The organism is Microbacterium sp. (assembly GCF_041641055.1).
In the GTDB taxonomy this organism is placed as follows: Bacteria; Actinomycetota; Actinomycetes; order Actinomycetales; family Microbacteriaceae; genus Microbacterium.
Window position 1 is genome coordinate 1 of record NZ_JBEPZB010000030.1, and the last position, 15,060, is coordinate 15,060.

Here is a 15,060-nt window from a genome sequence, read left to right on the forward strand (position 1 = left end):
TACAACCTCGTGATCATGGGCTCGCTCCTCACCATCATCCCGATCGTCATCGCCTTCCTGCTGCTGCAGAGGTTCTGGCAGTCAGGTCTCACCGCCGGAAGCGTCAAGCAGTAGCTCCCGGCATCCCCCTCCGCACCGCCCGTCGGTCCGACGCTGGACCGCACCCCCGAAAGGACACAGCAATGAAGCACCTTCCCTCACCCGCCGCACGGCGCACCCTCACGGTGCTCGCGGCCGGAACCGTGGCAGCGCTGGCGCTGGCCGGCTGCAGCACCGGAGACACCGGCTCCGGCGGCGCCGCTGCCGGCGACGGATCGTTCGACTCGATCGAGGCCGCTCTGGAGAAGGGCGGCGAGATCACGTACTGGTCCTGGACCCCCTCCGCCGAGGCCCAGGTCGAGGCCTTCGAGAAGGAGTACCCGAACGTGAAGGTGAACGTGGTCAACGCGGGCACCAACAACGAGGAGTACACCAAGCTGCAGAACGCCATCAAGGCCGGCTCCGGCGCACCCGACGTCGTGCAGGTCGAGTACTACGCCTTCCCGCAGTTCGCCCTGACCGACGCCTTCGTCGACCTGTCGCAGTACGGCTTCGCAGACTTCGAGGACGACTACACGGCCTCGACGTGGAACTCGGTCACCGACGGCGACGCCATCTACGGCCTCCCCCAGGACTCCGGTCCCATGGCGCTGTTCTACAACAAGGCCGTGTTCGACGCCGCCGGGGTCGACGTGCCCACCACGTGGGACGAGTACTACGAGGCCGCGAAGGCGATCCACGCCGCGAACCCGAAGGCCTACATCACCAACGACACCGGTGACGCCGGGTTCGCGACCTCGATGATCTGGCAGGCGGGCGGCAAGCCCTTCGAGACCTCCGGCACGGATGTCACGATCGACCTGCAGGACGACGGCTCGAAGAAGTGGACCGAGAACTGGAACCGCCTCGTCGAGGAGGACCTCCTGGCCCCCTACTCCAGCTGGAGCGACGAGTGGTTCCGCGCCCTCGGCGACGGCAGCCTCGCGACCCTCGTGATCGGAGCCTGGATGCCGGGCAACCTGATCTCGGGCGCCCCCGACGGCGCCGGCGACTGGCGAGTCGCGCCGATGCCGACCTACGACGGATCCCCTGCATCCGCCGAGAACGGCGGCGGCGGTCAGGCCGTGACCACGCAGAGCAAGAACCCGGAGCTCGCAGCCGGATTCCTGTGGTGGCTGAACAACTCGGAGGAGAGCATCTCGACCTTCCTCGAGTCCGGCGGCTTCCCGTCGACGACGGCCGAGCTGGCGAGCGAGGAGTTCCTCGCCGACGCCCCCGAGTACTTCGGTGGCCAGAAGATCAACGAGGTGCTCGCTGCGGCGGCCGACGACGTGGTCGAGGGCTGGAACTACCTGCCCTACCAGGTCTACGGCAACAGCATCTTCGGCGACACCGTCGGCCAGTCGTACCAGAACGGCACCGACCTGAACGAGGGCCTGACGACCTGGCAGGACGCCCTGGTCGAATACGGCAACTCGCAGGGCTTCGCCGTCAACAAGTAATCGCACGTCCGGGCCGGACGGGGATCCGCTCCCCGTCCGGCCCTCCCATCGAAAGCACCTCATCGTGACCTCCTTCTCCATCGGCGAGACCGATTTCCTCCGCGCAGGGCTCCCCCACCAGGTGATCTCCGGCGCGATCCACTACTTCCGCGTGCACCCGGATCAGTGGCAGGACCGCATCCGCAAGGCGCGCCTGATGGGGCTCAACACGATCGAGACCTACGTCGCCTGGAACGCGCACGAGCCGCGCAGGGGCGAGTGGGATGCGAGCGGCTGGAACGACCTGGGCCGATTCCTCGACCTGATCCAGGCCGAGGGCATGGATGCGATCGTGCGCCCGGGCCCCTACATCTGCGCGGAATGGCACAACGGCGGGCTGCCGAACTGGCTGACGGCCGGCGAGCGCGAGCTGCGCTCCTCCGAGCCCACCTACCTCGCCGAGGTGAGCGAGTACCTCCGCCGCGTGTACGAGATCGTCGCTCCCCGGCAGATCGATCGCGGCGGCCCGGTCGTGCTCGTGCAGATCGAGAACGAGTACGGCGCCTACGGCTCCGACAAGGCCTACCTCGAGGCGCTCGTCGCGCTCACGAGGGATGCCGGCATCACGGTGCCCCTCACCACCGTCGATCAGCCGACGGACCGGATGCTCGCTGACGGCAGCCTCCCCGAGCTGCACAAGACCGGCTCCTTCGGCTCCCGCAGCGCCGAGCGCCTGGCGACACTGCGCGCCCACCAGCCGACCGGCCCCCTGATGTGCTCGGAGTTCTGGGACGGCTGGTTCGACTGGTGGGGCGGCGTGCACCACACCACCGATGTCGCTGCAGCAGCGTCGGATCTCGACGAGCTGCTCGCCGCCGGGGCCTCGGTCAACATCTACATGTTCCACGGCGGCACGAACTTCGGCCTCACGAACGGCGCCAACCACAAGGGCCGCTACCTGCCGATCGTCACCTCGTACGACTACGACGCCCCTCTCGACGAGGCGGGAAACCCGACCGCGAAGTTCTTCGCGTTCCGCGACGTGATCGCGAAGTACGCGCCGGTGCCCGAGGAGCTCCCGGCTCCCGCCGCGGCGGCGCCCGCGTTCTCGGTGCCGCTCACGTCTGCGGGCGCCTGGACGGATGCGGCGGCGTCGACCCCCGCCTCGGCCGCACCCACCACATTCGACGAGCTGGAGCACCTGAGCGCCCTGGTCCGCTACGACGTCACGCTGCCTGAGGGCCGGGGCGGGCTGCTGCGCGTCGACGCGGTCAGGGACCTCGCGTGGGTGAGCGTCGACGGGCAGACGGTCGGCACGCTCTCCCGTACGCGCCATGAGCGCGCGCTGCGGATCCCCGACGGACGGACGCTCAGCATCCTCGTCGAGGACCAGGGACGGGTGAACTACGACCATCGGCTCGGCGAGGAGAAGGGCCTGATCGGCACTCCCTCACTCGACGGGGTACCGCTGAAGGGCTGGAGCTCGACGCCGCTGGACGTCGCGGCGCTGGCTGCACGGACCGGGGCTCGCGTCGCGAAATCGTCCGAGGACGTGGTCAGTGGCCCGTCTGCATGGATCGCGGAATTCGATCTCGCCTCCCCCGCCGACCTCTTCCTCGACACGGCTGCGTGGAGCAAGGGCTACGCGTTCCTCAACGGATTCTTCCTGGGTCGCTACTGGCGGAACGGCCCGCAGCGCACTCTGTTCGCGCCGGCTCCGGCGACGACGTCGGGGGCGAACCGGCTCGTGGTGCTCGAGCTCGAGGAGCTCTTCGCCCCGACGGCCGACTTCGTGTCGGGCGCGATGCTCGGCGACACGGAGGAATAGCGCCCGCCGACAGGCATCCGCCGATTACCGTGAGCCTGTGCCGCGCCGAAGGTTCTCCGCTCCCACCCCTGCTGCACGCGCCCGCTACGCGAAGCGGCGTCAGGGGCGACTGGCGCGGGTGGACAACGACCTCACCGCCGAGCAGTGGGCCTCGCTGCAGGACGCCTGGAGCGGATGCGCGTATTGCGGAGCGGATGGCGTCGCACTCCAGCGCGACTGCGTGATGCCGATCTCCCGAGGCGGCCGGTACACCGTCGAGAACGTGGTGCCCGCATGCGGGTCCTGCAATGCGAGCAAGCGCAATGACGAGGTCACGTCGTGGCTCCGTCGCAAGCGACTCGACGAGCGCGCCTTCCTCAGCCGGTACGGCGAGATCCTCGTCGCTCTGCGCCAGGCCGAGTGAAGGGCCTCGCTATGGGCCCCGACGAGAATCCCAGACGGCTGCGGTGAGACGATCCGCGACGGCCCTTGTGATGCTCTGCCAGTTGCGGCCGCCGCGTGCGAACGACTCCTGCACGCCGGGCGGCACCGTGGACGGGTCGACCGGACTGTCGAGCCATCCGCAGTCACGGACGTGCACGAGATCGACATCTCGTGCCTCGTCCGACGCGTCGTAGCGCCAGGGTCCGGCGATCCGCCCCAACCACAGCAGTCCGTCGGCGTCGCGCGTCCAGACGTACGCACCCTCGGGCACCCCCACGAACCGCTCGAGTCGGCGCGCCATCCGCTCGCCGTGCGCCGCGTCCACGGCGGCGAGCGCATCCGCAATCGAGTGCGGTACGCCGTCGAGCCTGCCGCCCACCCCGCAGACCCCGATCGCGAGCGCCCGTTCGACGGCCGCTCCGTCGGCCACGCCGTCGTCCCGCGACCGCATCGGGGCGCGGTACACGCCGGGAGCCTCGACGTCGTCGCCCGCGCGGACCTCTGCCGCGCTCATCCGATCGGCACCAGCGTCGCGTCGATCCGTCCGCCCTCGATCGTGACCGTCATCATCGTGCAGACCGGCTGACGTCGGCGGTCGGTGGGAGAGCCGGGGTTGAGCAGTCGCATGCCGGACGGGGCGACGGTGTCCCACGGGATGTGGGAGTGCCCGAACACGAACAGGTCGACGTCCGGGAACGCGGCGTCCATCCGCTCCTCGCGCCGTTGCTTGGGCCCGGTCTCGTGCACCACGGCGACCTCGACCTCTTCGACGCTCAGACGGGCGACCTCGGGCAGACGCTCGCGCAGCTCCGGGCCGTCGTTGTTCCCGTAGACGCCGTGCAACACCCTCGACCGCGCCTCCAGCAGGTCCAGGGTCGCGACGTCGATCCAGTCCCCTGCATGCACGACGATGTCGGCGCCATCGATCGCGTGCAGCACGGCATCCGGCAGTCGCTTGGCCCGCGCCGGCACATGCGTGTCGGCGAGGAGCAGCAGACGTGTCGACATGGTCTCTCCGATCTCGCAGCGGTCCCGCATCCGCTCCGACTCTACGCACGCCGGGGAGCGGGCGACCGTCATACGCACCCAGCAAACGTTCAGGAAGGCGTAGGATCTCTCGGTGCCCTGGTATACCGGGCCCGGATCTAAGGAGCAGTATGAGTACGACCACAGCGCCCGCGAATCCGCGCTCGCGCGTCATCACCGCGAGCCTCGTCGGCACGACGATCGAGTTCTACGACTTCTACGCGTATGCGACAGCCGCCGTGCTCGTGTTCCCGGTGCTGTTCTTCCCCACCGGCAACGACACCACCTCGCTCCTGTCGTCGTTCGCCGTCTTCGGCGCCGCCATGGTGGCGCGCCCGATCGGCGCCGTCGTGTTCGGCCACTTCGGAGACAAGTTCGGCCGCAAGGCGACCCTCGTCGCCTCGCTGCTGACGATGGGCATCGCGACGTTCATCATCGGTCTGCTCCCCACGTTCCAGCAGATCGGCTGGTGGGCGGCTCTCCTGCTGCTGATCATGCGGCTCGCGCAGGGCTTCGCGCTCGGCGGCGAGTGGTCGGGGGCCGCGCTGGTCGCCACAGAGAACGCCCCGGCGGGCAAGCGCGCCTGGTACGGCACGTTCCCGCAGCTCGGTGCTCCGCTCGGCTTCATCATCGCCAACTTCCTGTTCCTCGGCATCAACTGGCTGCTGCCGCATGCAGAGAACCCCGCCCTCAAGTCCGAGGCGTTCCTGACGTGGGGCTGGCGCATCCCGTTCCTGTTCTCGGCTGTCATGGTCATCATCGGCCTGTGGGTGCGCCTCAAGCTCGTCGAATCCGACACGTTCAAGAAGGCGGAGAAGAAGGGCGCGATCCGCAAGCTGCCGCTCGCCACCGTGTTCCGCCACCACTGGAAGCAGCTGATCCTCGGCACGTTCATCATGCTGGCGACCTACGTGCTGTTCTACCTGATGACGAACTTCACCCTCGCCTACGGCACGAAGCCGGCGTCGCTCGAGACCGCATCCGCGGCCGCCCAGGCAGCTGCCGAGGCGACGGGCAAGGACTTCGACGCCGCGGCCTTCGCCGCCCAGTTCTACCCCGGCCTCGGGTTCGGCTACACCGACTTCGTGCTCATGCAGATCGTCGGCGTCGTGTTCTTCGGGATCTTCACGCTGCTGTCCGGTCCGATCGCCGACGCGATCGGACGTCGCAAGCTGCTGCTCTGGGTGACCGGACTCATCATCGTGTTCGGCTTCACCTTCAACGCGTTCCTGCTCCCCGCCATGGATCCGAAGTTCACCGGCGCGCTGGCGCAGGCGTTCCTCGTGTTCGGCTTCATGCTCATGGGGGCGACGTTCGGCCCCATGGGTGCCCTGCTGCCTGAGCTGTTCCCGACGAACGTCCGCTACACGGGCTCGGCGATCTCGTACAACGTGTCGTCGATCCTCGGTGCGGCCGTCGCTCCGCTCATCGCGCTGTGGCTCTGGGAGCTCGGGGACGGCGCCCCGTGGCTCGTGGGTCTCTACCTGTCGGCGATGGGCGTGCTGACGTTCGTCGCGCTGCTGCTGTCGAAGGAGACGAAGGACAACGACTACCACGACGACCTCGGCGTCGCGGCAGCTGTGGAGCTCTGAGCACCGCCCTCTCGCATCGAACGGATGGCCGTATCCCTGCCCGGGATGCGGCCATTCGCACGTCAGCGGGTGGCATCCCGTGCGCGGGCGCATCCCGCGTGCGCGGGCGCAGGGTCTGGATGCCGGAGCACGTCCGGTGCGGGGTCAAAAACGCACCGCTACAGGTCGTTTACGGTGCGAAATCGACCCCGCAGGCGGCGGGAGGTGCGAAATCGACCCCGCAGACGGCGGGAGGTGCGAAATCGACCCCGCAGACGGCGGGAGATGCGAAATCGACCCCGCAGGCGGCGGGAGATGCGAAATCGACCCCGCAGACGGCGAAGGGCGGGAAGTCGACCCCGAATCAGTAGGCGGCGGTGATGGTACGGGTCGCCCCGTCCAGCACCATCGTGCCGCCGTAGGGCAGGATCCACTGCGGGCGGGTGTGACCGAAGGGGACCCCGACGCACACCACGGCATCCGGGTTGTAGCGCGCCACCGTCTCCATCACGGCATCGCGCTGCGCGGCCCGCAGCGCATCCGCCTCGGACGCCGACGGCAGGAACTCGAAGTCGCTCACCGGCGGACGCGCGACGACGACCCCAGCGACGGCGTCGAGCATCCCTCGCTCCCCCAGACCCCGCACCCAGCGCGCCACCCAGCTCGCGGGAGGACGCTCCTCGCTCGTCTCCAGCAGCAGGATGCCGCCGCGCAGGTCGTACGCCGTCGGCAGCCGGTCGGCGAGGGCGAGCTCGTCGATGACCTCGAGGCAGCCGCCCCAGGTCCGCCCCTCGACCCGTACGCGGGGACCCGCCCAGGTCCACTCCTCGGTCGCCACCCTGTCGCCGTACTCCGACAGCGCACGCGGGTCCGCCCACCGCCTGCCGACGTCCTCAGACTCTCCCGGCTCGGTGATCTCGACCGTGCCGCCGTCGAGCAGCGCCGCGCGCAGCGAGCGCAGGTGCACATCGTCGACAGCGGGCCCTGGTCCCAGGTGCACCGCCGTGGATCCGCCGTAGTACCCGCGGACGCCCAGACCCCAGAGCCAGTTGAGGATGTTGGTGTTGTCGCTGTAACCCAGGAACGGCTTCGGATCGGCGAGCGGGAGCGCCGCGTCGAGATGCGGCACCACCAGGATCTGGTCATCGCCGCCGATGGTCGCGAGGATCACGCGGATGCTCGGATCGGCGAACGCCGCGTTGACGTCGGCCGCGCGAGCCTCGGGACTCGCATCGAGCAGCCGGGTCGTCGGGTACTCGACGGGGACCAGGCCGGTGAGCTCGCGGAGTCGCCGAAGCGCCTGCTCGTGGAGCTCCGGAGCCACCGCCGGCGCGGCGAAGGCGGGAGACAGGACGGCGACGCGGTCGCCGAGGACGGGTTTCGGTGCAGCCAGCATCCGCTCAGTCTCGCATCCCTGTCGATTCCACCGTCAACATGAGTTGACATCTGGGCGAGCGTCAACAAGTATTGACACAGGAGGCCATCATGACCCTGAAGACCGCGATCACCCAGGATGAGGGCGGCGAACCGCTGTCCGAGCTCCACCGGCTCGCCGCTCTGCGCAGTGAGCTGGCCCGCGCCGAGGAGGTGCAGGTCCGCCGGGCCCGCACCCTCGGATACTCCTGGCAGGCCATCGCCAGTTCCCTCGGCGTCACGAAGCAGGCCGCCCACCGCCGCTTCGGCCGCCGCTGAGCCGTACAGCCCATCCACAGAATCGGTCCGCACACGAAGTACGGTCGAAGTACCCCTTTCAGAACGAGGTCCCGCATGTCCAGTACGGCGACGTCACGCCGACGCGGACGGGGCGCGCCGCACGACGGCCCGCGCGCCACCTTCCGCCAGCTCCTCCCCTTCCTGTTCGAGCACAAGCGCACCCTCATCGTGGTCGCGATCCTCAGCGTGCTCGGCGCCGCGACCTCCCTCGCCCAGCCGCTGCTCGTCGGCCAGGTCATCGAGGCGGTGCAGTCCGACGGGGCCCTCGGGATCCTCGTCTGGGTGCTGGTGGCTCTCGTCGTCGTGTCGTCCGTCATCTCCGGCTATCAGCACTACCTGCTGCAGCGCACCGGGACCGCGGTCGTGTACTCCAGCCGTCGCAAGCTCATCGCCCGCATCCTGCACCTCCCGATCAGCGAGTTCGATGCCCGACGGACCGGCGACCTGGTGTCGCGCGTCGGAACCGACACCACGCTGCTCTACGCCGTACTGACCCAGGGACTCGCGGATGCCGTCGGCAGCGCCATCCTGTTCCTCGGCGCTCTCGTCGCGATGCTCGTGATCGACCCGGTGCTGCTGCTGCTCATCGTGGTCGTCATCGGCGCCTCGGTCACCGTGGTCACCCTGCTCAGCGGTCGTATCCGCACCGCGTCGACCGCACAGCAGGAGAAGGTGGGCGAGCTGGCCTCCGGCGTCGAGCGGGCCGTGGGCTCGATCCGCACGGTCCGCGCCTCCGGGGCCACCGAGCGCGAGACCGAGACGGTGTCGGCCCTCGCCTCGGACGCATACGGCATCGGCGTCCGGATCGCCAAGATCTCCTCGCTCGTGGTCCCGATCGCAGGCGTCGCCCTGCAGGTCTCGCTCCTCGTCGTCCTGGGTGTGGGCGGGTTCCGCGTCGCAGCGGGTGCGATCACGATCGCCTCGCTGATCACTTTCATCATGTTCCTCTTCATGCTCGTGATGCCGCTGGCGACGACGTTCGGGGCGATCACTTCCGTCAACCAGGCGCTGGGTGCGCTCGGCCGCATCCAGGAGGTGCTCGACCTCCCGACCGAGACGCAGGACGACGACGCCGTCGCGGCATCGATCGACCGCGGGCAGGCCGACCCCGCCGCACCCGCGATCGAGTTCCGAGATGTGCACTTCCGCTACCCCGAGAACGTGGTGGCCGCGCGCCTGGCTGCGACCAGGGAGGCGCAGACCCTGCTCGCCGACGCGCACCTCGACACAGCCGTCGACACAGCGGGTGACGCTGCGCCCAGCACCGCGGGCGACCCGGCGCGAGCGACGGAGCGCGAGGTCCTGCGCGGCGTCTCGTTCGCCGTGCCGCGCGGCACCCGGGTGGCGCTGGTCGGCCCGAGCGGTGCAGGCAAGAGCACGATCCTCTCCCTCGTCGAGCGTTTCTACGACCCGACAGGCGGGTCGATCCGCCTGTACGGGCACGACGCGCGCACGTATCGGCGCGAGGAGCTGCGTGCGCAGTTCGGCTACGTCGAGCAGGATGCGCCGACCCTCGCCGGCACGCTCGCCGACAATCTCCGTCTCGCCTCGCCCGACGCCTCGGATGCGGCCTGCGAGCAGGTGCTGCGGGCGGTGAACCTCGGCGACGTGCTCGAGCGCGACCCGCTGGGACTGGATGCCCCGGTCGGCGAGGACGGGGTCATGCTCTCGGGCGGTGAACGTCAGCGTCTCGCGATCGCGCGCGCCCTGCTCACGGATGCGCCCATCCTCCTGCTCGACGAGTCCACGTCATCGCTCGACGGCGTGAACGAGCAGCGGATGCGCGAGGCGATCGACGCGGTCTCGACCGACCGCACCCTGATCGTGATCGCGCACCGCCTCTCGACCGTCGTCGACAGCGATCTCATCGTGGTGCTGCAGGACGGCGTGGTCGTCGGCCAGGGCACGCACGCGGAGCTCGTGGAGTCGACGCCGCTGTACCGCGACCTCGCCCGCCACCAGCTGCTCGCCTGAACCCAGCTGCTCGCCCGCCGGGCAGCCTGCCTGCCCCGGCTGCTCGCCTGCCCCGGATGCTCGCCTGCGCGGAGCCGGGCAGCCTGCGCTCGGCCGCACCATCCGGTCGCCCGGTCAGCCCGCAGGCAGCACCTGCGGGTGCCACGCCGTCACGTGCACCGTCGAGCCGGAGATGATGTCGAGCGACACATCCCAGGAGAGTCGCTCCTCGCCCGGACGCGCGGCGAGCCAGAGGCTGCGGGCCGCGAGCTGCCCGTGCACCGAGTTCGCATCCCAGCCGATCACCGCGGAGGCGGCCTCCCCCGGCTGCAGGGTGATCGACGAGGGGCCGGGGTCCTCCGCCATGAACGAGCGTCCGTGCTCGACGGTCACGTCCAGGACGTGACCGTTCTGGTCTCCGTACGCGACGTCCGGATAGCCGTCGACGACGCAGGCCTCTTCCGAGACGTTCACGAGAGACAGGGCCTGCCCGCGATGCCCGGTGGCCCCATCGGGCGCCGGCGCCAGGATCGTCGTGTTCTCGGACGTGCACGCACCCTCGACGGATTCCCCCTCGGAGGGCGCCGCGGTAGGTACAGGGTCGCCGGACGCCGACGGGTCCGGGGCTGCGGCCCCGTCGGGGTCTGCCTGCTGCTGCGCTGTCGCCTGCTCGTCGCGCAGCTGAGCCTGGGTCGCCGCGTCGCCGGCCAGCGCGGCGAACGGCAGGGCGATGAGCGCGACGGCCGCGACCACCGCGACGGCCCTGACGGCTGGTGGCACCCTGCCTGCAGAGGGACGCGAGGGCACCGCATCCGCCTCCGAGGACCGCGGGACGAGCACGAGCACGAGCGCCGGGATCCACCCCAGGAGCACCGCCCACCACGCGGTGAGCGGGGCGGCTCCCATCGTTCCGATCGCACCGCGGACGCCGAACGTGCCGACCCAGGAGAAGAAGTCGCCGAGATCGAGGACGGCGCCGACCGCGAACGCGGTCAGGATCGCGGCGAGCCAACTGGTCCCGAAGACCACTCGCCGCGTGCCGAGTCCTGTGGCGGATCCTGCCGCGAACCAGGTGGCGAGCGTGGCGAATCCGCCGACGAGCACGACCGCCATCAGCACCTGCACGATCGCGGCCCACAGCACCGGGCTCCCGAAGACGCCGCGCATCATGGGCGACGGGACGAGCTGGGAGAGCGTCGCCATGCTCCCGCCGAGCGAGTACAGCAGGTGCGGCAGCCAACCGCAGACGAACCACAGGAGGGCGAGCACGCCCCCGCCGATCAGACCACGCCGCATCTGCACATCCCCCCGGACACCACCGCGCACTCGCGGATCCTTCGACCCTATCGCCCCGTCGGACGAACAGCGGCGAGGCGTGAGAACGGGCACGGGAGAGGAGCCACGGACACACGAAGTACGCGAGGGCGGGATGCCGGAGACCACTCAGCCATGGGTACGTCTCCGTCGTCCCGCCCTCGCGGGTCTGTGGGCCAGGGGCCCTGGAGCGCCGGCTCCCCCGAACCGGCGCCCGGTCTATCCGGCCTGATCAGTGTCAGGCCTTGTCTCTGTCGGCCTTGTCTTTCTCAGGCCTTGTCTTTCTCAGGCCTTGTCGAGTCGGTAGCGCAGGGAGGCGAGCTCCGCTCGCAGCGCCGCCGGCACCTTGTCGCCGAAGGTGTCGTAGAACTCCTCGGTGAGGTCGGCCTCTGTCTTCCACGCCTCCGCGTCGACCGAGAACAGCTCCTCGAGGTCGGCCTCGGGCACGTCGATGCCGTCGAGATTGAGGTCGGACACGTGCGGCAGGCGCCCGATGGGACTCTCGACGGTGGACACCTCGCCGGAGATGCGGCGGATGATCCAGTCGACGACGCGGGAGTTGTCACCGAAGCCGGGCCACAGGAACCGGCCGTCGGCACCGCGGCGGAACCAGTTCACCTGGAAGATGCGCGGAGCACGGTCGAAACGCAGGGTGCGACCGACCTTGAGCCAGTGCCCGAAGTAGTCGGCCATGTTGTAGCCGCAGAACGGGAGCATCGCGAACGGGTCGCGACGCAGCTCGCCGACGGTGCCCTCGGCTGCAGCGGTGCGCTCGGACGAGATGTTCGAGCCGAGGAAGACGCCGTGCGTCCAGTCGGTCGCCTCGACCACGAGCGGGACGTTGGTCGCGCGACGACCTCCGAAGAGGATGACGTCGAGCGGTACCGCCTCCTCCCAGTCCTCGGCGATCTGCGGGCACTGGGCGGCCGACACGGTGAAACGCGAGTTGGGGTGCGCGGCCGGCCGATCCGAATCCGGCGTCCAGTCGTTGCCCTCCCAGTCGGTGAGGCGGGCGGGTGCCTGATCGGTCAGTCCCTCCCACCACACGTCCCCGTCCGGGCGCAGTGCCACGTTGGTGAAGATGGTGTTGCCCCAGAGGGTCTCGACCGCCGTCACGTTCGTCGACTCGCCGGTGCCGGGTGCCACGCCGAAGAAGCCGGCCTCGGGGTTGATCGCCCAGAGGCGCCCGTCCTCACCGGGACGGATCCAGGCGATGTCGTCGCCCAGCGTCTCGACGCGCCATCCGGGGATCGAGGGCCGCAGCATGGCCAGGTTCGTCTTGCCGCACGCCGACGGGAAGGCTGCAGCCACGTGGTAGGCCTTGCCCGCCGGGTCGATCACGCGGATCAGGAGCATGTGCTCGGCGAGCCAGCCCTCATCACGGGCGATCACGGAGGCGATGCGCAGCGCGAAGCACTTCTTGGCCAGGATCGCGTTTCCGCCGTAGCCCGAGCCGTACGAGTACACCTCGAGCGTCTCGGGGAAGTGGACGATGTACTTGTCGTCGTTGCACGGCCATTCGACGTCGGGCTCGCCGGCGGCCAGGGGCGCACCGACCGAGTGGACCGTCTTGACCCACGGCGCACCGTCGGCGATCTGACGGGTGACCGCGTCGCCGACCCTGGTCATGATGCCGATGGATGCCACCGCGTAGGCGCTGTCGGTGACCTGGACGCCGATGTGCGAGAGGGGGCCGCCGACCGGGCCCATCGAGAACGGCACGACGAACATCGTGCGTCCGCGCATCGACCCCTCGAAGATCTCGGTCATCTTCGCGCGCATCTCGGCAGGCGGAGCCCAGTTGTTGGTGGGGCCGGCATCCTCTTCGTTCTCGGACGAGATGTACGTGCGCCCCTCGGTGCGGGCGACGTCGCTGGGGTGCGAGCGGGCGAGGTACGAACCGGGACGCCACTCGGGATTCAGCTTGATGAGCTTGCCCTCGTCGACGAGGCCACGCAGCAGCCAGTCGTTCTCGGCGCGCGAGCCGTCGACCCAGTGGATCGACGCGGGCTGCGTGAGAGCGGCGATCTCCTCGACCCACGCGGCCAGCTCCGCCATGGCGGGGGTGTCATACGTCGGAGCCGTCCCGAACGTGCGCACGGATGCGACGGATGCTGCTCGGGGGGTGAAGACTTCGGCGATCGCCATGACTGCTCCTTTGAAGTGGGGGGCGTTACCTCCATCTTCTTCCGGTTGCACGGCTACTTTCTGTCATATTGGTCGATAAGAATCGCAGTTCTTTCGCTAGGATCAAGGAATGGTCACCTCAGGCATCCACCTCGCCACCCTCGGACATCGGATCAGGCACCACCGCCTCGAGAAGGGCTTCACCCTCGACGAGCTCGGCGCCCTCGTGGGGGTGGCAGGCTCGCAGTTGAGCCTGATCGAGAACGGCAAGCGCGAGCCGAAGCTGTCGCTGCTCCAGGCGATCGCGCACGCCACGGGCACGGAGGTGACAGACCTCATCTCCGGCGAGCCGCCGAACCGACGGGCCGCTCTCGAGATCGAACTCGAGCGCGCGCAGCAGAGCCCCGTGTTCCGTCAACTCGGCATCGCACCGGTGCGGGTCACGAAGAGCATGAGCGACGAGACCATCGAGTCGCTGCTCGGCCTGCATCGCGAACTCCAGCGCCGCGAGCGCGAGGCGATCGCCACGCCGGAGGAGGCCAGACGGGCGAACACCGAGCTGCGCCTGAGGATGCGCGCGCAGCACAACTACCTCGGAGACATCGAGAAGCTCGCCGAGAAGCAGCTCCGCTCGGCCGGGCACGTGCAGGGCGCGCTGACGCACCGCACGGTGAGCATCATGGCGGAGAAGCTGGGATTCGAGCTGATCTACGTCAACGACCTGCCGCACTCGACGCGCTCGGTCACCGACCTCGAGAACGGGCGCATCTACCTGCCTCCCGCGTCCATCCCCGGCGGGCACGGCCTGCGGTCGATGGCGTTGCAGGCGATGGCGCACCGGCTGCTCGGGCACACCCCGCCCACCGACTACGCCGACTTCCTGCAGCAGCGCCTGGAGATCAACTACTTCGCAGCGTCCTGCCTGATGCCCGAGACGGCGTCGGTCGCCTTCCTGCAGCAGGCGAAGAAGGATCGCAACCTCGCCGTCGAGGACTTCCGCGACGCGTTCGGCGTGACGCACGAGGCCGCCGGGATGCGCATGACCAACCTGCTCACGCAGCACCTGGGGATGTCGCTGCACTTCCTCCGCGTCGATGCCACCGGAGCGATCACACGGGTCTACGAGAACGACGATCTGCCACTGCCGATGGACGTGACGGGAGCGGTCGAAGGCCAGCGGGTCTGCCGCAAGTTCCAGGCGCGGGCCGCCTTCACGCAGCAGAACCGCACCAACGAGCACCACCAGTACACCGACACCCCGTCGGGCACGTTCTGGTGCTCGACGCAGACCGGCGCATCCACCGACGGCGAGTTCTCGATCACCGTGGGCGTCCCGTTCGACGACGCGCGCTGGTGGCGCGGACGCGAGACGGCCGACCGCGCCGTGTCGACCTGTCCCGACGAGGCGTGCTGCCGTCGCCCGTCCGCAGACCTCACCGAGCGGTGGAACGGCAAGGCCTGGCCGAGCGCACGAGTGCACACGCACATGTTCTCGCCGCTCCCCCGCGGCGCGTTCCCGGGCGTCGACGACAACGAGGTCTACAACTTCCTCGGACGTCACGCCAGCGAGTGAGTCGGCCTGCGG

General features: G+C 69.4%; 12 protein-coding genes and 1 pseudogene. 8 read left to right on the forward strand and 5 right to left on the reverse strand.

Annotated features, from left to right (window positions below; genetic code table 11):
• From ACESK8_RS15040 to ACESK8_RS15055, 4 genes and pseudogenes are all read left to right on the forward strand, one after another.
• Positions 1 to 114 (forward strand): annotated as a pseudogene (locus ACESK8_RS15040) (carbohydrate ABC transporter permease); the annotation flags it as partial.
• A gap of 68 nt (positions 115 to 182) precedes the next feature.
• Positions 183 to 1,541 (forward strand): sugar ABC transporter substrate-binding protein, encoded by a 1,359-nt coding sequence (locus ACESK8_RS15045; RefSeq protein ID WP_372969347.1) that lies wholly within the window; start codon positions 183 to 185, stop codon positions 1,539 to 1,541.
• Between the two features lie 64 nt (positions 1,542 to 1,605).
• Positions 1,606 to 3,348 (forward strand): beta-galactosidase family protein, encoded by a 1,743-nt coding sequence (locus tag ACESK8_RS15050; protein ID WP_372969348.1) that lies wholly within the window; start codon positions 1,606 to 1,608, stop codon positions 3,346 to 3,348.
• A 37-nt stretch (positions 3,349 to 3,385) separates the two neighbouring features.
• Positions 3,386 to 3,751, forward strand: a complete 366-nt coding sequence (locus tag ACESK8_RS15055) for an HNH endonuclease (RefSeq protein WP_372969349.1) — start codon at positions 3,386 to 3,388, stop codon at positions 3,749 to 3,751.
• A 9-nt stretch (positions 3,752 to 3,760) separates the two neighbouring features.
• Here ACESK8_RS15055 and ACESK8_RS15060 read toward each other — a convergent pair whose 3' ends face one another.
• Complete coding sequence (locus ACESK8_RS15060) at positions 3,761 to 4,285, reverse strand: GAF domain-containing protein (RefSeq protein ID WP_372969350.1); 525 nt, start codon at positions 4,283 to 4,285, stop codon at positions 3,761 to 3,763.
• The gene (locus tag ACESK8_RS15065) at positions 4,282 to 4,779 is read right to left on the reverse strand and encodes a metallophosphoesterase (RefSeq protein WP_372969351.1); all 498 of its coding nucleotides are present in this window, start codon (positions 4,777 to 4,779) and stop codon (positions 4,282 to 4,284) included. The genes ACESK8_RS15060 and ACESK8_RS15065 overlap by 4 nt, the downstream gene beginning before the upstream one ends.
• A 149-nt stretch (positions 4,780 to 4,928) precedes the next feature.
• Between ACESK8_RS15065 and ACESK8_RS15070 the strand changes: the two genes are divergently transcribed.
• Positions 4,929 to 6,389 carry an MFS transporter gene (locus ACESK8_RS15070; RefSeq protein ID WP_372969352.1) on the forward strand — a complete coding sequence of 487 codons (1,461 nt, stop codon included), beginning with the start codon at positions 4,929 to 4,931 and terminating at the stop codon, positions 6,387 to 6,389.
• A 343-nt stretch (positions 6,390 to 6,732) separates the two neighbouring features.
• On the opposite strand, the gene ACESK8_RS15075 is transcribed toward ACESK8_RS15070, so the two are convergent.
• Positions 6,733 to 7,764, reverse strand: coding sequence for a S66 peptidase family protein (locus tag ACESK8_RS15075; protein WP_372969353.1), 1,032 nt, complete (start codon positions 7,762 to 7,764; stop codon positions 6,733 to 6,735).
• Positions 7,765 to 7,853: 89 nt separating this feature from the next.
• Between ACESK8_RS15075 and ACESK8_RS15080 the strand changes: the two genes are divergently transcribed.
• Both ACESK8_RS15080 and ACESK8_RS15085 read left to right on the forward strand, forming a co-directional pair.
• A complete protein-coding gene (locus tag ACESK8_RS15080; protein WP_372969354.1) occupies positions 7,854 to 8,060 on the forward strand; it encodes an AsnC family protein in 207 nt (68 codons plus the stop codon).
• Between the two features lie 75 nt (positions 8,061 to 8,135).
• Positions 8,136 to 10,055, forward strand: a complete 1,920-nt coding sequence (locus tag ACESK8_RS15085; protein ID WP_372969355.1) for an ABC transporter ATP-binding protein — start codon at positions 8,136 to 8,138, stop codon at positions 10,053 to 10,055.
• 114 nt (positions 10,056 to 10,169) lie between these two features.
• Here the strand turns inward: ACESK8_RS15085 and ACESK8_RS15090 are convergent, their stop codons facing one another.
• Positions 10,170 to 11,330: a DUF4232 domain-containing protein gene (locus tag ACESK8_RS15090; protein WP_372969356.1), complete on the reverse strand. Its 1,161-nt coding sequence runs from the start codon at positions 11,328 to 11,330 to the stop codon at positions 10,170 to 10,172.
• Between the two features lie 303 nt (positions 11,331 to 11,633).
• Positions 11,634 to 13,496, reverse strand: a complete 1,863-nt coding sequence (locus ACESK8_RS15095; protein ID WP_372969357.1) for a phosphoenolpyruvate carboxykinase (GTP) — start codon at positions 13,494 to 13,496, stop codon at positions 11,634 to 11,636.
• Between the two features lie 109 nt (positions 13,497 to 13,605).
• Between ACESK8_RS15095 and ACESK8_RS15100 the strand changes: the two genes are divergently transcribed.
• Positions 13,606 to 15,048: an XRE family transcriptional regulator gene (locus ACESK8_RS15100; protein WP_060927319.1), complete on the forward strand. Its 1,443-nt coding sequence runs from the start codon at positions 13,606 to 13,608 to the stop codon at positions 15,046 to 15,048.
• Positions 15,049 to 15,060 lie beyond the last annotated feature (12 nt).